The organism is Cupriavidus sp. GW822-FHT06G04, from assembly GCF_058799075.1.
Genome location: NZ_JBXALD010000002.1, coordinates 265,298 through 282,016, shown reverse-complemented (window position 1 = coordinate 282,016; position 16,719 = coordinate 265,298). Strand labels below are relative to the sequence as shown.

Annotated in this window: 16 protein-coding genes and 2 pseudogenes; 13 read left to right on the top strand and 5 right to left on the bottom strand. The window is 65.8% G+C overall.

Translation table 11 applies throughout. The features are described 5' to 3' along the window. Window position 1: 1 nt before the first annotated feature. The 4 genes from cls to AC1RKI_RS05290 all read right to left on the bottom strand — a co-directional run bounded on the left by cls (window position 2) and on the right by AC1RKI_RS05290 (window position 5,278). Window positions 2–1,432 (bottom strand): cardiolipin synthase, encoded by a 1,431-nt coding sequence (gene cls, locus AC1RKI_RS05305; RefSeq protein ID WP_033936152.1) that lies wholly within the window; start codon window positions 1,430–1,432, stop codon window positions 2–4. A gap of 16 nt (window positions 1,433–1,448) precedes the next feature. After that, window positions 1,449–4,298 (bottom strand): heat shock survival AAA family ATPase ClpK, encoded by a 2,850-nt coding sequence (clpK, locus tag AC1RKI_RS05300; protein WP_033959569.1) that lies wholly within the window; start codon window positions 4,296–4,298, stop codon window positions 1,449–1,451. A gap of 93 nt (window positions 4,299–4,391) precedes the next feature. After that, complete coding sequence (locus tag AC1RKI_RS05295) at window positions 4,392–4,961, bottom strand: Hsp20/alpha crystallin family protein (protein WP_012761383.1); 570 nt, start codon at window positions 4,959–4,961, stop codon at window positions 4,392–4,394. 35 nt (window positions 4,962–4,996) lie between these two features. Then, window positions 4,997–5,278 carry a helix-turn-helix domain-containing protein gene (locus tag AC1RKI_RS05290; RefSeq protein WP_012761384.1) on the bottom strand — a complete coding sequence of 94 codons (282 nt, stop codon included), beginning with the start codon at window positions 5,276–5,278 and terminating at the stop codon, window positions 4,997–4,999. Window positions 5,279–5,562: 284 nt separating this feature from the next. Here AC1RKI_RS05290 and AC1RKI_RS05285 point away from each other — a divergent pair. Continuing rightward, a pseudogene (locus tag AC1RKI_RS05285) lies at window positions 5,563–5,856 on the top strand (IS110 family transposase); the annotation flags it as partial. A gap of 121 nt (window positions 5,857–5,977) precedes the next feature. Here the strand turns inward: AC1RKI_RS05285 and AC1RKI_RS05280 are convergent. After that, a pseudogene (locus tag AC1RKI_RS05280) lies at window positions 5,978–6,407 on the bottom strand (transposase domain-containing protein); the annotation flags it as partial. A gap of 139 nt (window positions 6,408–6,546) precedes the next feature. On the opposite strand from AC1RKI_RS05280, the gene AC1RKI_RS05275 reads away from it, so the two are divergent. The 12 genes from AC1RKI_RS05275 to AC1RKI_RS05220 all read left to right on the top strand — a co-directional run bounded on the left by AC1RKI_RS05275 (window position 6,547) and on the right by AC1RKI_RS05220 (window position 16,544). Beyond that, window positions 6,547–7,455: a LysR family transcriptional regulator gene (locus AC1RKI_RS05275; RefSeq protein ID WP_012761385.1), complete on the top strand. Its 909-nt coding sequence runs from the start codon at window positions 6,547–6,549 to the stop codon at window positions 7,453–7,455. 539 nt (window positions 7,456–7,994) lie between these two features. Next, a complete protein-coding gene (locus AC1RKI_RS05270) occupies window positions 7,995–8,753 on the top strand; it encodes a hypothetical protein (RefSeq protein ID WP_023109328.1) in 759 nt (252 codons plus the stop codon). 141 nt (window positions 8,754–8,894) lie between these two features. Further along, window positions 8,895–9,113, top strand: a complete 219-nt coding sequence (locus AC1RKI_RS05265; RefSeq protein ID WP_003454927.1) for an AlpA family transcriptional regulator — start codon at window positions 8,895–8,897, stop codon at window positions 9,111–9,113. A gap of 40 nt (window positions 9,114–9,153) precedes the next feature. After that, entirely contained in the window at window positions 9,154–10,020 is an 867-nt protein-coding gene (locus AC1RKI_RS05260; RefSeq protein ID WP_004265510.1) for a ParA family protein, read from the top strand. Next, window positions 10,004–10,240, top strand: coding sequence for a hypothetical protein (locus AC1RKI_RS05255; RefSeq protein ID WP_033959576.1), 237 nt, complete (start codon window positions 10,004–10,006; stop codon window positions 10,238–10,240). The genes AC1RKI_RS05260 and AC1RKI_RS05255 overlap by 17 nt, the downstream gene beginning before the upstream one ends. Then, window positions 10,233–11,876, top strand: coding sequence for a ParB family protein (locus tag AC1RKI_RS05250; RefSeq protein ID WP_023109326.1), 1,644 nt, complete (start codon window positions 10,233–10,235; stop codon window positions 11,874–11,876). Before AC1RKI_RS05255 ends, AC1RKI_RS05250 begins: the two co-directional genes overlap by 8 nt. 17 nt (window positions 11,877–11,893) lie before the next feature. Continuing rightward, window positions 11,894–12,454, top strand: coding sequence for a DUF2857 domain-containing protein (locus tag AC1RKI_RS05245; protein ID WP_010792177.1), 561 nt, complete (start codon window positions 11,894–11,896; stop codon window positions 12,452–12,454). A 3-nt stretch (window positions 12,455–12,457) separates the two neighbouring features. Continuing rightward, window positions 12,458–13,651: an STY4528 family pathogenicity island replication protein gene (locus AC1RKI_RS05240; protein ID WP_023121162.1), complete on the top strand. Its 1,194-nt coding sequence runs from the start codon at window positions 12,458–12,460 to the stop codon at window positions 13,649–13,651. Window positions 13,652–13,889: 238 nt separating this feature from the next. After that, window positions 13,890–14,642, top strand: coding sequence for an OST-HTH/LOTUS domain-containing protein (locus tag AC1RKI_RS05235; protein ID WP_019484523.1), 753 nt, complete (start codon window positions 13,890–13,892; stop codon window positions 14,640–14,642). A 188-nt stretch (window positions 14,643–14,830) separates the two neighbouring features. Next, complete coding sequence (locus AC1RKI_RS05230) at window positions 14,831–15,619, top strand: PFL_4669 family integrating conjugative element protein (RefSeq protein ID WP_019484524.1); 789 nt, start codon at window positions 14,831–14,833, stop codon at window positions 15,617–15,619. Continuing rightward, complete coding sequence (locus AC1RKI_RS05225; protein ID WP_019486762.1) at window positions 15,616–16,164, top strand: DUF3158 family protein; 549 nt, start codon at window positions 15,616–15,618, stop codon at window positions 16,162–16,164. The genes AC1RKI_RS05230 and AC1RKI_RS05225 overlap by 4 nt, the downstream gene beginning before the upstream one ends. Continuing rightward, window positions 16,161–16,544 (top strand): single-stranded DNA-binding protein, encoded by a 384-nt coding sequence (locus tag AC1RKI_RS05220; protein ID WP_023083180.1) that lies wholly within the window; start codon window positions 16,161–16,163, stop codon window positions 16,542–16,544. Before AC1RKI_RS05225 ends, AC1RKI_RS05220 begins: the two co-directional genes overlap by 4 nt. Window positions 16,545–16,719: the final 175 nt, after the last annotated feature.

Genomic DNA, 16,719 nt, shown 5'->3' with positions numbered 1-16,719 from the left:
GCTAGAGAATGGGGGTGAACAGACGGGCCACCCCGTCGCGCAAGCGGATGGCCAGCGGGCGGGCGCGCAACGCCTTCGCCGATATCTCGCCCGACGCATCACGAGCGGCATCAAAAAGGGATTCCAGCCGCGTAGACAGCGCGGTGTCGTACACCTCCACATTGAACTCGAAGTTGAGGCGCAGGCTGCGCGCATCCCAATTGGCAGAACCCAGGCAGCACCACTGGCCGTCTATCAGCATCAGCTTGCTGTGGTCGAACGGGCCAGGCCGTTCGAAGATGCGTACACCGTGCTCCAGCACCTGCCAGTAGTGGGCGCGCGCGGCCCATTGCACCGTGGGATGGTCGCCGTTTGCGGGCGTCAGCACCTCGACGCGCACGCCGCGCAACGCGGCCGTGCTCAGCGCCGCGATCATCGGCTGATCGGGCACGAAGTAAGGTGTCCAGATGCGCACCGAATGCTTCGCCGCGCTCAAAGCGCCCATGAAGGTCCAGCGCATCCTGTCCAGGGCCTCATCGGGACCGGCCTCGATGCCGCGCGCCCAAGAGGTTCCTTGCTCATCAGCCGTTGCGGGCGGTTCGCCCCAGAAACCCTTGCTGAGCCGCTCGCCCGTGGTATCGCACCAATCATCGGTGAAGCACCGCATCAGATGCGCAACCACCGGCCCGCGCAGACGAAAGTGCAAATCGTGACAGGCCTGCTCCGGCGCATCGGGCCGCCAATACGGGCTGAAGATGTTCATGCCGCCGGTGAAACCCGTCTCGCCATCGATCACCAGCAGCTTGCGGTGATTGCGCAGATGCGCGGCATGCAGGCGCGCGGGAATCAACGTCGGGTTGAACGTCGCCGCCGGAACGCCGGCGCGTTGCAAGGCGCGGTAGGCGCTGCGGGGCCTCCAGCGGGCATAGACGTCGTCGATCAGCACCCGCACTTGCACGCCGCGCTCATGAGCCCGGCGCAGCGCATCGACGAACTGCGCCCCGATGCCTTGGCTGTCGAAGATGTACGAAGCCAGCGCGACGCTGTGCCGCGCCGACTCGATGGCAGCGAGCATGGCCGGGTAGGCCTGCTCGCCATCGACGAGCGGCTCGATGCGGTTGCCGCTGGTCAGCGACTGGCCGGTGGCACGTCCCACCAGGTGCGCCAGGCCGGCAAACGGCGCCGATACGGCCTGGGGCATCGTAGGCACGAGGTCCTGCCGAACAGCAGGATCTGCCCCCGGAAACAGCCGCCGCGCCCGCCGCTGGTAACGGTTGATGCCGAACAGCCCATACAGCAGCGAACCGCCCAACGGCAACAGCGCGATCAGCAGCACCCACAGCGTGGCCGATCGAGGGTCACGTTTGTAGATGACCGCGTGCCCCGCTGTGGGGATAGCGACCGCCAGCGACACGAGGGTGGCTGCCCATGTCAGCCCGTTGGGGTCGGACACGACAGCCTCCCATCGCTCAAGATCCGCCGCCCGCTGACTTCTTCTTGCGCGCAGGCTTGCTCTCGCCGTTCGGCGGTGCCTCGGCCACGTTCGCTGCATCGGGCTTTTCAGGCTCGGCCGGCTGCGCGGCTGGCTCCTGGCGCTCGAAGACCACCCGTTCGGCCTTGTCATCCCAGCGGGCGCTGGCGTGATCGGCCTTGCCGATGCCACCACCGAGCATCTCGCGTGCCAGCGCGGTTTCCAGCTCGCTGCGGATCAGCCGCTTGAGCTCGCGCGCGCCGAACTCGGGTTTGTAGCCTTCCTCCGCGAAGTGGTCGATCAAGGTCTGGTCGAAGGTCAACGTCACGCCCTGGCTGGCGGCGTTGCGGGCCACACGATCGAGCTGCAGGCCGACGATATGGCGGATCTCCTCCTTGCCCAGCGCATGGAAGACGATGATCTCGTCGATGCGGTTGAGGAACTCGGGGCGGAAGTGTCCGCGCAGCACGTCCATCACCTCGGACTTGGTCTTCTCGTATTCCTCGCCGGCGGCGCCACGGGCCTTCAGCCGACGCTGGATGATGTCCGAGCCCAAGTTCGAGGTGGCGATGATGATGGTATTGGTGAAATCCACCACCCGGCCCTTGCCGTCGGTGAGCCGCCCGTCGTCGAATACCTGCAGCAGGATGTTGTAGACGTCGGGGTGCGCTTTTTCGATCTCATCGAGCAACAACACGCTGTAGGGTTTGCGACGCACCTTCTCGGTGAGCTGGCCGCCCTCGTCATAGCCCACATAACCCGGAGGCGCGCCCACCAGGCGTGCCACGGTATGGCGTTCACCGTACTCGGACATGTCGATGCGCAGCAGCGCGCCCTCATCGCCATAGATGGACTCGGCCAGTGCCTTGGCGAGTTCGGTCTTGCCCACACCCGTCGGCCCGAGGAACAGGAAGGTGGCCACTGGCTTGCCGCCTTCGCGCAGGCCCGCGCGCGACAGCCGCACGGCATCGGCCACGGCACGTACTGCTTCGTCCTGGCCCACCAGGCGCTCGTGCAGCCGCTGCTCCAGATGCAGCAGCTTCTCGCGTTCTTCCACCGTCAGCTCGTTGACCGGAATGCCGGTCAGGCGCGAGACGATCTGCGCGACATGCTCGGCCTTGACTTCGGCGCTGCCCGAGGCGCGCTCGCGTTCCCATTCCTCGACGAGCTTCTTGAGTTCAGTCTCCTTGGCCTCGATGCGCTTGCCCAGCTCGGCGGCCTTGTCGTACTGCTTGCGCGAAGCCACATAGTCTTGCTCACGCCGCAGCTGGTGCAGTTCGGACTCCAGCTCTTGCACCGCCACCGGGCGGGCCGTGGCCGACAGCTTCACGCGTGCGGCCGCCTGGTCGAGCAGGTCGATGGCCTTGTCAGGCAAAAAGCGCGCGGTGATGTAGCGGTCCGACAACTCGGCGGCGGCGATGATCGCATCCTCGGTGATGCTGACCTTGTGGTGCGCCTCGAAGGTGTCGCGCAGGCCGCGCAGGATCATCATGGTCTGCGCTACCGTCGGCTCGGGCACCATCACCGGCTGGAAGCGACGCTCCAGCGCGGCGTCCTTCTCGATGTACTTCTGATACTCGTTGAGCGTGGTGGCGCCGATCAGGTTCAGTTCGCCGCGCGCCATCATCGGCTTGAACACGTTGGCCACGTCCAGCCCGCCTTCGCCGCCACCCTGGCCTGCACCGACGATGGTGTGCACTTCGTCGATGAAGAGAATCAGCTCGCCCTGGTGCTCGGTCACTTCCTTGAGCACCTTCTGCACGCGCTCCTCGAACTCGCCGCGGTACTTGGCGCCGGCCACCATGGCATTGATGTTGAGTTCCACCAGGCGCTTGTCGCGCAGCGTCTCGGGCACTTCGCCGGCGACCATGCGCTGCGCCAGCCCTTCGACGATGGCGGTCTTGCCGACGCCGGGCTCGCCGATCAGCACCGGGTTGTTCTTCTTGCGCCGGGCCAGCACTTCGATGGTCGTCTCGATCTCCTGCGCGCGGCCGATGACCGGATCGAGCTTGCCCTCGCGCGCCATCTTGGTGAGGTCGCGCGAATACTTGTCGAGTTCCGGCGTGTTGGTCGGCGTCTCGGCGCGGCCATCCTCGGCCCCTTTGCCGACCACCTTGCTTACCTGCTGGCGCAGCGCTTGCGGCGTGAGGCCGTAACGGCGCAGCAGGTTGGCCGCCAAACCTTCGCCTTCCTCGGCGAGCCCGATCAGGAAATGCTCCGGCCCGACATAAGAGTGGCCGAGTTCGTTGGAGGCCACGAAAGCACGGCTGAGCGCGTCCTTGACCCGGGGCGACACGCCGATCTCGCCCTCGAACGGCTTATCGCCGCGCTTGGCTTCGGATTCGATCTGGCGCTTAAGGTCATCGACCTTGATCTTGAACTGCCCCAGGATGGTCTTGACCACGTCGCTGTCGGATAGCGCCAGCAGCAGGTGTTCGGTATCGACTTCGGCGCGCCCGAACTCTGCAGCGTGTCGGGCGGCCTCCTGCAATAGGGCCTCGGACTGTTCGCTGATACGGCTGGCGAGCCCACTGCCGCGACGGCGCGCGGTGCCCGTACCGGCCGGGGCGGGTTCGCCGAACGAGGCATCGACGACCTCGTCGGTATCGGCCGCCATGGACGGTGCGTCGTCACCGATGCGGAAGAAGTCGCTGCCAAGGAAGTCTTCGAACAGCCCGCTGCGCGAGCCGAACAAGGCTTCCAGCGGTGAGACGGTGCGCTTTTGCTGGCGCACCAGTTGGCGATAGTGATCGTCACACAACAGCATGGTGCTGTGGCGACCATTGAGATTGGCTTCCACCCGCACCGTGGCGGGCTGGCCGCAGACTTGGCATTGTTTTCTGGCCATGCTGATGCTCCTGTAAAGATTGATCTGACGAGGCACCGCCGATCACGGTGCCTCATCTCTTTGTGGTTTTTGAGAAAAACGCGCTGCCCCGCGTCAGCCGTTGATCGGGATCGAGCGCCCCTGCTGGGGCGTACTGGCCTCGCGCTTTTCCATCGTGATCGTGAGCACGCCGTTCTTGAAAGCGGCCTTGATCGTGTCCTGGTTGGCATCGGCCGGCAGGTTCAGAGCGCGCTGAAAGCTGCCGTAGGAGCGCTCCACCCGATGGAAACCGCCGTCTTTCGTTTCCTGCTCCTGACGCTTTTCACCGCGCACCAGCAGCACGTCGTTGTCGAGCGTGATCTGGATGTCTTTTTCCTCGATGCCGGGTACTTCCAGGGCGATCTTGTACTGCTTGTCGGTCTCCTGGATGTCCAGCGCCGGCTTCAGCATGCCCGGCCAGTCCGACGGCCAGCGTGGCATGGCCAGCGTCGGGAAACCGAAGCCTCGAAACGCGTCGTCGAACAGGCGGTCGATCTCGCGATGCAATTGCAGGATGGGACTGACGGGCCCACCCGCCACCGGCAGGTCATTGCGCTGCACCGGGAGCGAGGCAGTGCTCTGTTGTTCTTCCTGCTCCTTCTTGAACCAGTTCCAGGGAGCCAATTTCTTGAAATCAATGTCCATGTCACACCTCCAGAAGAAAAATTGAAGACTCTCGCTCACTCCGTTTGCCTGCGGCGACGGACAGCGCGCCCAGACGACACGGAGTGTTCCGCTGACTTTGGCTGCTCATCTGTGCGTATCACCTCCTTCTTTCTGCCTGCTTGGATCTGATCATTGATCCATCGATCGATTTCACTTTGACGAAACCGCCACGTCCCGCCGACCTTGAAGGCCGGAATCTCCCCGTGCGAGGCGAGCCGGTAAAGCGTCCGCTTGCCGACTTTCAAGTAGGCAGCCAACTCGTCGAGTGTGAAGATCGCCTGCTGGCGCGCTGTCATACCACCCCCACAAGTTCCGTCGTCACGCGGCCTCGCCTGAGGAAGTTCTTGCAAGACTTTGCAAGATATTGCGCCTAACATGCCGAAAGTCAAGAGTCAACATCCAGCGATCTGCTGGCCGATTGATGTGACTCAATCGTAAGCAGCCAGGAAACAAATGTTGGCTGCCACCGCGATGGTGCTCCCCAAGTCATCAATCTGCAGCCATGTGAAAGGGGAAGTCCATGAACGAGATTGCCCGAGTCGGGGTGGATCTGGCCAAGCGGGTTATCTAGGTGCATGCGGTGGATGCGCGCGTGGTGGTTGCCAAGGCGCTGGCCGCTGACAAGTTTGCGGCCTGGTGCGCGGAGCTGCCTCCCGGCTGCCTGGTGGCCCTGGAGGCCTGCGGCGGTGCGCATCACTGGGCACGCAAGCTGCGCGGCTATGGGCTGGATGCGCGGCTGATTGCAGGCCACTTCGTCACGCCCTACCGCATGGCCGGCAAGGGACGCAAGAACGGTGCGGCCGATGCCGCAGCGATCTGCGAGGCGGCAACCCGCCCGCACATGCGCTTCGTGCCGGTGAAGCCGCCGGCGCAGACGCTGCTGGCCAGCCATCAGCTACGCAAACCTCCCGATTCACTCACGCAGCTTATTCCTGCTTGCCTAGGGACGACCATGTAAGCGGCAGATGGTCGGAGTCCTTTGCGACCAGCACCTACGCGAGCAGCCCGGAGGTGGGGATGCCCTTGGCGATGATCTCCGCCGGGACCGGCGCCTGGGTCAGCGTTCGGCACCTATGCGCAGGTCCACTTGCCGCGGATGTGGCACTCGACCGTGAACACGCCCGGCGTGTAGTCCAGCTTCTCGCTGATGCGCTTGAGCGCACAGCCGCACGCGCAGCGGGTGTTCTCGGGCTCGTGGTGGCAGTCCACGCGCGGCAGGTCCGCCGGCAAGGCGGTGCGCTTAGGCATCGCGCCAGGCGTAGCCGGCGGCTTCTTCTTGCCCAGCAGTTCCTAGAGCTGCGCCTCAGCCGCGGCAAGGTCGGCGTCCAGAGCCTCGTCGAACAGCGCGCGTTGTTCGGCATCGAGCTGCTCGCTCTTCTTGCCGAACTTCAGGCGTCGCAGCTGGGCGATCTCGAACGAGAGCTTCGCCGTAGGCGCTGACATGGGCGAAAAGCATCCGAGCATCACCCCCCAGGATGGCTCTCATCTCGATACAGAGGTGAATCCTCCGCACTATTCGGCTCCCTACGATGATATGGACTGATCACATCGGTAGGGAGAAAGCATGAACTTACGCCATCTTCGCTGCTTCATCGCCGTAGCCGAGGAACTGCACTTCGGCCGGGCTGCTCGACGGCTGCACATCGAACAGTCTCCACTGTCGCGCACGATCCGCCAGATGGAGGCGGATTTAGGGGTGCCGCTGCTCAACCGCTTGCCACGCAGTGTTCGTCTCACACCGGCGGGACAGGTCTTCCTCGAAGAAGCCCGGCGCGTACTGCTGGCCTTCGAGCAAGCGCAGACCAAGGCACGCGCCGCAGCGAACCAGCGGAACACGCTGCGCATCGCACTATCTGGTGACATGGGGCAGGCCCGCTTGTCGGCGTTGCTTGCGCTTTGCCGCGAGGAGGCACCACAGGTCGGCATTCGGATATTTGAAACGCCACTGGCGCAGTTGGTGACTGGACTGCGCAACGACTTGTATGACGCAGGTTTTGCATTGGCTGGTGAAATGGACGCCGGCATCGTCGCCATGCCGGTGTGGCGAGACCCGCTGGTGGTGGCTTTGCCCGCCAGGCATCCGCTGCTGGCTTTCAAGGAAGTGCCGCTGGAGGAAGTGGCGAGCTATCCGCTGGTGCTGTGCGATCCCCAGGTCTGCGAAGGTTGCAGCCGGCAGCGCGAACGGCTGCTCCGCACGGTGGATGCGCAGCCGACGGTAGCCGAGTACGTCAAGACCCATTCCCTGATGCTGGCTCTCGTGGCCGCCGGCTACGGCGTGGGCTTTTCGAGCGCGGCGCATCTGGCGGGTTGCCATCAGGCCGATGTCGTCGTGCGGCCGCTGGCCGACGAGACCGCTTCGCTGACGACCTATCTACTGCGACCCGAAGGCGAAATCATGGAGCCGCTGCGGCAGTTCATCGACCGCGTGGAGCGTGTCGGACGCCCGCAAGGCACCGATCAACGCCCGATGTGACGCGGGGATTTTGGACGGTACGATTCCCTTTCGGTCTGGACCTTGACCCGCATTGCATCGGCGGCCGACCTTTTGCGTCACGGGCATGGATGGCGAATCGGGCCTATCCACCCGGCATCAAGCAAGGCACCTTCAAGCTGTCGAGGTCACAGCAGTGACGCAGAACGCATGAGCCCTTGCTGGATGCAAACCGGCTCAGCCGGAAGTCGCATTGGCGCTTTACCCCGCCCGTATTCCTACGAAAACTTTGCCCTGGTTTTCCGGTAAAGCGCGGCATCCCTTCCTGATCGAACTTGGATGCGCGGCTTTTCAGACCGTTGCGCCGGTAACAAGATTTTTCGCAGGTGCATTATGGTTGAGGTGTAGCGGGCACCGCAAGGAGGTTTGCCCCCTGCGTAACGCTCGGCGACATCGCCGCACCCAACGTCCACCACGATGCCGACCGGCTCGCGCTTCATCGGGTTCTTTGGGCAATCGCTGCGCCCATGTGGGCCGCGCGCGCTTGCCATGTGTCGATCCGACGATGGGAAGAGCGCGATATGCCGAAATCGAGCAGCCACGCCTTTGGCGCAAAGACGTACTACCGACCGATCGAGGCGGCCGTCCGCTGGTGCGGTCTCCTGCGCTTCGAGCAGCGTATTCTGGAAGCGCTGGAGCAGCGTGCCATGCCGGAGCCCGGCGAACTCCCGCGCTGGCCGCTGCTGCGCCTGTATGCCGAGCGCATCTTCGACGCGCTGACGCATGGCGAATTGCCCGGTGGCAAGGCCGGCATCGTGCTGGACTCGCAGCGGCCGGCGCTCGACGACCCCGAGTTGACCGTGCGCCACGTGGACTTGAAAGCGTGGATGTCGCAGTTCTACCCCGGCGATCGGCCGGGGTTTTTGTTTGACGGCATCGAACGCGCGGTGCATCCGGCGGTGAGCGTGGACACGCTCAACATTCTGCTGGCCGATCGCGAAGCAGCGAAGTCGCAACTTGCCGAACTTGCCCTGGTGCATGAAACGCTGCGCACCGCGCACGAAGCACTGGCGAAGGAACATGCCACGCGCGCGGCCAACGACGAACAGGCGCGCGAGCCTGGCCTGCGCAGCGAGACGACTTACCTCAACATCATCGGCGGACTGCTGACGCTGCTGCTGGGCAATTCGCCGTCAGGCGCGGCCTATTCGTCGTTCCGCAGCATGGATGCCGTGGTCAGCGCGCTGATCGCACACCATGAGGGGCGGCCGGGTCTCAGCGAGCGGACGCTGTGGAGCAAGCTCGCGCAGGCGCGGCGCCACCTGGAGGCGTCGCGCTGACGACGCGGCCAGCATGATGCCGATGCGGCGCACTGCAATTGCAGTCGCTGCTTCTGCAATTGCAGTGATTTCGGCGACCGCGGTGTATTGAATACGAGGCACTTTCCGAACAGCGCCAGTGAGCGTCAAGGAGTGTCTCTCATGTCTTCGCAGACCACCGCGCCGGCAGTGCCGGCCGAGCACCGCATCCTGCGTCGCGCCGAAGTCGAGGCCAAAACCGGCTTCAAGCGCGCGCACATCTACAGCCTGATGAAAGAAGGCAAGTTCCCCAAGGCGCTGCGCTTGGGCGTGCGCGCCGTGGGCTGGGACTCGGCGGAGGTCGAGCAATGGATCGCCGATCGCCTCGATGAGCGCGCCTGACGCTTTTCCTCGGTACATGCCATTCAACCGGGAGAGGCCCATGCAGGTGGTGTCCATCATTTCGACCAAGGGCGGCGTCGGCAAGACCACGACGGCGGCCAACCTGGGCGGCTTCGCAGCCGACACCGGGCTGCGCGTGCTGCTGCTGGACCTGGACGTGCAGCCCACGCTGTCGAGCTACTTCACGCTGGCCGAGCGCGCGCCGGCCGGCATCTACGAGATGCTGGCCTACAACGAGCAGCGCGCCGAGCAACTGGTGTCGCGCACCGCGATCGAGCGGCTTGACCTGGTGCTCTCGAACGACGACCGCGGCGAGCTGAACACGCTGCTGCTGCACGCGCCCGATGGCAGATTGCGGCTGCGCCACCTGCTGCCCACGCTGGCGCCGCACTACGACCTGCTGCTGATCGACACCCAGGGCGCGCGCAGCGTGCTGCTGGAGATGGCGGTGCTGGCCTCGAACTTGGCGCTTTCGCCGGTGACGCCGGAAATCCTCGCGGCGCGCGAGCTGCGGCGCGGCACGCTGCAACTCATCGAGGACATCGCGCCGTACCGCCACCTCGGCATCGAGCCGCCGCCGCTGCACCTGCTCATCAACCGCGTGCATCCGGTGTCGTCGAATGCGCGGCTGATCCAGCAGGCGCTGCGTCAGGTATTCCAGGAGCAGCCTGGCGTGCGCGTGCTGGACACCGACGTGCCGGCGATTGAAGCCTATCCGCGCGCCGCGACGCGCGGACTGCCGGTGCATCGGGTGGAATACCGCCAGCCGGCGGGCCGCACGGCACCTGCCGCATTGGAGACCATGCGCGCGCTGGCCGGCGAGCTGTTCCCGGCGTGGCAGGAGCGCTTTGCGCTCGTCACCGGCCGAGGCGACGCGGGAGGGGCCGGCCATGGCCAGCGCACATAACCTGGCCCGCGGCCACAAGCGGCTGCGAGGGCTGATCGAGTTCGCCCTGGGAGAAGGTTGGAAGGTGGTGCGCACCCGCGGCGGGCACCTGCTGTTCACGAAGCAAGGCTGCGCGCCGATCTACACCAGCTCGACGGCGAGCGACCACCGCGCCGAGCGCAACGCCCGTGCGCAGCTTCGCCGCGCCGACCGACAGGCGCAGGAGAATGGCCGTGGCTGAGCTGACGCCGCAGGACATGGCTGCCAAGCTGCTGGCCACCGGCTTCGAGCGCAGCGGCCCTTCGGCCGCGACCTTGAGCGACCCCATCGCCGACACGCCGATGGTGGTGACGCTGGACCAGTTGCGGCCCTACGACCACGACCCACGCGTGACGCGCAACCCGGCCTATGCGGAGATCAAGGCGTCCATCCGCGAACGTGGGCTGGACGCGCCCCCCGCGATCACGCGCAGGCCGGGCGAGGCGCACTACATTATTCGCAACGGCGGCAACACGCGGCTGGCGATCCTGCGCGAGTTGTGGAGCGAGACCAAGGAGGAACGCTTCTTCCGCATTGCGTGCCTGTTCCGCCCGTGGCCGGCGCGCGGCGAAATCGTGGCGCTGACCGGGCATCTGGCCGAGAACGAGCTGCGCGGCGGCCTGACCTTCATCGAGCGGGCCTTGGGCATCGAGAAGGCGCGCGAGTTCTACGAGCAGGAAAGCGGCCAGGCGCTGTCGCAAAGCGAACTCGCGCGGCGACTGACGGCCGACGGCTATCCGGTGCCGCAGTCACACATCAGCCGCATGAACGATGCGGTGCGCTATCTGCTGCCGGCGATCCCGACGCTGTTGTACGGCGGATTGGGCCGGCATCAGGTGGACCGGCTCGCAGTGCTGCGCAAGGCGTGCGAGCGCACCTGGGAGCGGCGTGCGCTGGGCCGGCCGCTGACCGTGGACTTCGCTTCGCTGTTTCAGGATGTGCTGTCGCAGTTCGACACGCAGCCGGAGGGCTTCTCGCCCCAGCGCGTGCAGGACGAACTGGTGGGTCAGATGGCCGAGCTGCTGGAAGCGGACTACGACACGCTGGCATTGGAGGTCGATGACAGCGAAAGCCGTCAGCGAGTATTGACCAGCGAGCCGGCCGCGCCGAACCCGGCAACGCCTGTCGCACCTGCGGCGCCAGCCATCACGCCGCAACTGTCGCCCGCGGCGCCAACGCCACGGGACACCTCGCCCGTCGCGCCACCGGCAGAGACACCCTCGGCACCACCTGCCGCTGCACCAAACGCCCGGGACGGGCAGCGCGACGAGCGCCTGCAGGGGCACATCGTGACGCCGGCCCCAACCACCGAGCGCCTGCAGTCCATCCAGCGGATGGTCGCGGATCAGCTCGGCGACAAGCTACCCGACTTCGAGGCAGATGCGCTGCGTGCGATCCCGGTGCAGGTTGGCGGGCTCTTTCCCATCTCGGATGTCTGGTACATCGAGCCGGGCCTGGACGTGCCGGATCGCCTGCGCGTGCATATCTCGCAGTTCGCTCGCGAGATCGCGGGGGAAGCGGCGGTGGGCGACCACATCGAAGCCAGCGATGGCGGCATCGGCTTCGTCTGCGTGACGCCGGCCGTGGGCCAGGCGAAGGCGCTCCCGGCGTTCGCGCGTGCGATGCTGACCCTGCTGCACGCGCTGAGCACCGCGCCGGCACCCGCGACCGGGCTGGACAGCGCGCGGCTGGCCGATGACCTTGGGCCGCTGCTGCATGGTCACGGCGGCTTGGTCACGCGCCTGAGCGATGCCGGGCTGGTAAAGCTGTTCCGTCTGCTGCGCCTGGCGCGTCGGCTGCTGGATCTGGAAGCCGGCGTAGCGAGCCAGGATTCCTGAGCGCAGGAGGCTCCCGTATGTCGGCACCGCACCCGCTCAACCAGGCCGTGATCGCCCAGGCCCTGCATGACCTGCGCAACGGCCAGTTGCGCCGCTGCAAGGCCATGGGCTTCGGTGAGGAGGAGCTGGATGCGCTGAAGCACCCAGAACTCGTGAGCATGCTGGTGAATGCCACGGTGTCGTGGTGTTCGGTGTCGGTGAACCGGGAAGTGTTGAAGCGGCTGCTGAGCCAGGTGCACGACGTGGAGCGGGAGATCGCCACGGTGGACCGCATGCTGCGCCTGGGGGCGAGCACGGAGATGGTCAGCAAGTTCTACGGCCTCACGCATCAGGAAGTGGCGCTGCGCCGCGACATCCTCGGGCTGCCCAAGCGTAAGGGTCGGCATCCGGTGCTCGACGAGGCGCAGGACGTGGCCCTGTGGGAACGCTGGAAGGCCGGCATCACGGAGCGGCACATCGCACTGAACGACGACATGGCGATGCTGGCGCTGACCATGGACCTGGCCGAGGCCATGACCCTGCCCATGTCGGTGATCTGGTCGGCGATACGGAACTGGGTCGACCAGGGGCTGGTGTAGGTCATGACGACGGGCGACGCTCCACGGCGTGATGGCCCGGTTGCGCTGTCGGCGTTGTTCGACGAGGCGCTGCGGCACCTTGAGCCGAAGGAACCGGCGCAGGGCACGGCGCCGAGCCAGGACGGCTTTCTCTACAGCGGCAACCGGCACGAGAGCGTGCCGCGCGCGTTGTTCTTCGACCGGCGCCTGACGCCGCTGGAGCGCAATGCCTGGCAGGTGTTCCGCCTGCAGCTCAACGACGACGGCGTGACCGCCTTTCCCACCTACGACCAGCTCCGCCCATATCTGGCGTCCATGCCCTGTGCGGCGCAAGCCTCGCACGAGACCGTGGCGCGCGCCTTGACGCTGCTGCGGCTGACGCGCTGGCTCAGCCTGGTGCGGCGGCGGCGCGATCCCAAGACCGGCCGTATCCAAGGCAACCTCTACGTGCTGCACGACGAACCGCTGTCACCCTTCGAGGCGATGCAGCTCGACCCGGACTACCTGGGCCTGGTGAGCCAGGCGCTCACGCACGCGGCGAAGGCGGTGCAGGTCGTGGGCATGAACACGCTGCGGGAGATCGCCGAAGACCCGCTGCTCAGCGGGCGCACGCTGCCGACCCGTCTGCAAGTGCTGGCGCAGCGCATGGCGCGGCATGGCTGGACGACGCCAGGTTATCCACAGGAGGGTGCGGACCACGAATCCGAAGAAGGCCAGGAAGCCCTTCTTCGGAATGCTGCGCGCCCGTCTTCGGAATCCGAAGCAGGACCGAAACCCGCGCCGGACGGCTCTCTTTGGATTCCGAAGGAGGACCGTACAGTACGTAATGATCGTATAAATGAAGTACGTACAGTACCGCGCGCGAGGGCCTTGCAGAACCTGCGGCTGCCCGAGCGTTTCCTGCGCTTGAAGGACGAGCAGCAGGCCGGCGCGCTGGTGGCGCTGCAGCAGGTGGACGAGGCGCAGAGGCAGGCCGTTCTCGACGAGTGGGCGGCACGCTGCCACAACAGCGCGGTACGCAACCCGGCCGGCTACCTGTTTGGCATCATCCAGAAGGCGATCCGCGGGGAGTTCAAGGCCTGGGCCGGAGAAAGTGCATCGACGCCGCCAGCGCCCCCGTCACCTGCGCCCTCGTCACCGCCAGCATCCCGTGCGGCTGATCCCGAGGTGGCACGTGCCTACCTGGCTCAGCTCCGAGAAGCCTTGCGTGATCGCTGATGTTGACTATCCCCAGGGGATAGCTGGAACAAACACCCTTCCGCCGTGCTCGATTGCTGCCCGCCGAACGACAGGCGAAACTGTCGCCTGTGAATCAAACGAGGACAGCCACGCACGAGCCCGGCCAACGATGGATATGACGACTTTCCCCGTCACAAACGCACTGCAACCACTACAGCCAGACGTTCAGCGCTTGCTGGGCAGATGCCTGTTGCGCCTTCAACAATACGAGCGCCTCATGAAAGCCATCGTGGCCCACCACGAGATTTCAGGCCCGGCGCATTCGCTGGAGGCCATTCGCGCAGCGCGGATTGAAGATGCCGCGACCAAGACCCTGGGCACGTTGATCGGACAACTGTTTGGTTCGTATGTCGTCACCGATGGAAATGGCGGCGAGGAACGCGACGACGATCTTCCCGGCGACGTGATCTCCTTTCGCACGCGCGTGCAACTGAGCCTGTCTGCGCAGGACTACGCCAAGACCCAGGCCGACCTCAAAGACCTGGTATCGCTGCGCAACACACTGGTGCACCACTTCATCGACCAGCACGATCTATGGACCGTGGACGGGTGCCGCGCTGCACAGGACGAACTCGGTTCCGCCTACACGCGCATCGATCAGCACTTCGAGCAGTTGCGCGGCTGGGCCGAGCACATGGATCAGGCGCGGCGCCTGGCAGCGGAATTCGTCCACTCGGATGTGTTCCACGACCTGGTGGTCAATGGCATCGCGCCGGACGGCACGGTGGACTGGCCGGCCGCCGGCATCGTTCGTGCGCTACGCGAGGCCGCCGCGCAGTTGGCCGTCGAGGGCTGGACACCGATCGCCGCCGCTGGCCGCTGGATCGCGGACCGGCATCCCGAGCAGCTTCCAGCCAATTACGGCTGCAGCAGTTGGCGGCAGGTGGTGCACGAGTGCCGCATGTTCGAGCTTCGCTACCGTGAGGTGGAGGGGCAACGGGCCGCCTGGTACAGACCTCGCGAGGCATAGCCCCGCGACGCGGTCTCACCTCCGCGCGAGTCGCGAACGACTCCGCCGAGCTATCCCCAGGGGATAGCCGGCACACACAGCCTTCCGCGCAGAACAAACCGGGCGCGCATGGGCTGCGGTTTGTTGACTGACAGCCTTCCGGCCGATGCCGATACTGGCGACTCGCCCCTTCACCGCGAGTCGCTCTCATGGCCAACGAACGCACAGAACCCCTGCAACTGAATCTCGGATCGCTGCGCAGCGCGATGTCGCTGACGCTGCACACGCACCACGCTTCGCGCATCTGGCACGGCCGTGCGCCGACCGAGGGGCGCCCCGGCATCATCGGTCTCAACGGCTTCATCGGCGCCATGAACAAGATGAAGCGCGGCGCCGAGCAGGACGACCCGTACTCGGACTCGTGGATGTTGCGGATCGAGGACAAGCTCGCCGACACCAAGACCCGTCTGCAGACCCTGCGCGAACAGGTGGATCAGGCCTTGGCCGACGTGCCAGCGGCGCTGTCCCTGGGCGAGAACATGAACGTGCAGCCGGTGAAGCTGCCGCTGTTCGTGAACGCCCAGCTCGGTTTCATGGCGGTGTATCTGCTGGCCGACTACGACGACCTGGCACGCAAGCTCATCCTGGCGCACCACACGGCGCTGATCGACCGCAGCACCTTGGAGCGCTGGCTCAATGATGGTGCGCACGCGCTGCGCAGCCTGTTCTCGCTGGCCCAGCAGTACCGCTACTCGGGCACGACGCGCGACGACTTCGCGGCGAAGAACGCGGCGGCGCGAGCGGCGCTGGAGAAGTTCGGCGAGTTGCCGCAGGACGTGCTGGAAGGCACGCGCCGCTCGCGCTTCGCGCCACCCATCGCGCGGCGGTCGAACAAGCCCGGCACGCCGCCTGCTGCGCCTGCCATCGTGCCCGATGCGCAGGCTCCCACGGGTGGCGCAGCCGATGGTGCCGCGGGCGATGAGGGTGCTGGCGCATGACAGCATCGCCCCCTATCAGCCACTCCACGCGCTTCGTGGCGCTGGAACAGGCGGACTTCCAGCGGCTGGAACACGCAGGCTACCTAAAAGGCCTTTTACAGCCTTTTAAGGGTAAGGGGAGTCTGGAGACCTGGGCCAGCCAGTGCGCAGCGCTGCGCGACGACGTGATTGGCCTGGCGCAGCGGCGCGTGCTGCCCCAGGCGCGCGCCTATCCATTCAGTCTGCTCGACGTGCAACTGGCCCAGCAGGCCACTGGCGCAGGGACGACCTTCCTGCGCTGGCGCAACCTCGACCGTTCCTCCATGGGCGTGGCGTTGTGGGAGGCCCTGCTGGCCAACCCCGCGACGCCGGCCTCGCTGATCGACGATCTGTACGCGATCGAACTGCAGCGCATCGTGCTGAACATGCAGATCAGCCTGACCCACAGCATCGCCCGCCAAGCCCTGGAATGCGCCAACAAGGCCGCGCAGGCCGAAGCGGCTTACCTGCGGCGCGTCCACGGGCATACCGCATCCGTTCCACCCACCACCAAGGAGTCTCCATGAGCACGCACTTCGTCGGCGAGGGCAACATCGGTTCTGCGCCGGACTACCGCGAATTTCCGAACGGCAACGACGAGCCACGCCGGCTGCTTCGCCTGAACGTCTACTTCGACAACCCGATCCCGAAGAAGGACGGCGAGTACGAAGATCGCGGCGGCTTCTGGGCGCCCGTGGAGCTGTGGCACCGCGACGCCGAGCACTGGAAGACGCTATACCAGAAAGGCATGCGGGTGCTGGTCGAGGGCCGCACCGTGCGCGACGAATGGGAGGACGCCGACGAGAACGAGCGCGTGACGTTCAAGGTCGAGGCGCGGCGCGTGGGCATCCTGCCGTACCGCATCGATTCGGTGGCGCTCAGCACCAAGCCGGCCGGCGGACAGTAATTCGCCCATCGCCGTTCCCCCGAGGGCGACTGTAGCAACCGTCATACGCCCGCGATGCACCAGCGAGCTATCCCAAGGGGATAGCTCCAAGGTCGTCCACGGAGTTCCAGCCGCCCTCCCGAAACGACGCTCTTGCTGTGCCAGCTCCTACGATCTATGCACACCGCTGCGGCAA

Bases quoted from the DNA above. Each gene is read 5' to 3' on its own strand.
- AC1RKI_RS05255 (WP_033959576.1), top strand. From the start codon at position 10,004: ATGGCCAGCGCACATAACCTGGCCCGCGGCCACAAGCGGCTGCGAGGG.
- AC1RKI_RS05245 (WP_010792177.1), top strand. From the start codon at position 11,894: ATGTCGGCACCGCACCCGCTCAACCAGGCCGTGATCGCCCAGGCCCTG.
- AC1RKI_RS05295 (WP_012761383.1), bottom strand. From the start codon at position 4,961: ATGGACATTGATTTCAAGAAATTGGCTCCCTGGAACTGGTTCAAGAAG.
- AC1RKI_RS05240 (WP_023121162.1), top strand. From the start codon at position 12,458: ATGACGACGGGCGACGCTCCACGGCGTGATGGCCCGGTTGCGCTGTCG.
- AC1RKI_RS05235 (WP_019484523.1), top strand. From the start codon at position 13,890: ATGAAAGCCATCGTGGCCCACCACGAGATTTCAGGCCCGGCGCATTCG.
- AC1RKI_RS05265 (WP_003454927.1), top strand. From the start codon at position 8,895: ATGTCTTCGCAGACCACCGCGCCGGCAGTGCCGGCCGAGCACCGCATC.
- AC1RKI_RS05225 (WP_019486762.1), top strand. From the start codon at position 15,616: ATGACAGCATCGCCCCCTATCAGCCACTCCACGCGCTTCGTGGCGCTG.
- AC1RKI_RS05230 (WP_019484524.1), top strand. From the start codon at position 14,831: ATGGCCAACGAACGCACAGAACCCCTGCAACTGAATCTCGGATCGCTG.
- clpK (WP_033959569.1), bottom strand. From the start codon at position 4,298: ATGGCCAGAAAACAATGCCAAGTCTGCGGCCAGCCCGCCACGGTGCGG.
- AC1RKI_RS05270 (WP_023109328.1), top strand. From the start codon at position 7,995: ATGCCGAAATCGAGCAGCCACGCCTTTGGCGCAAAGACGTACTACCGA.
- AC1RKI_RS05275 (WP_012761385.1), top strand. From the start codon at position 6,547: ATGAACTTACGCCATCTTCGCTGCTTCATCGCCGTAGCCGAGGAACTG.
- AC1RKI_RS05290 (WP_012761384.1), bottom strand. From the start codon at position 5,278: ATGACAGCGCGCCAGCAGGCGATCTTCACACTCGACGAGTTGGCTGCC.
- AC1RKI_RS05220 (WP_023083180.1), top strand. From the start codon at position 16,161: ATGAGCACGCACTTCGTCGGCGAGGGCAACATCGGTTCTGCGCCGGAC.
- AC1RKI_RS05260 (WP_004265510.1), top strand. From the start codon at position 9,154: ATGCAGGTGGTGTCCATCATTTCGACCAAGGGCGGCGTCGGCAAGACC.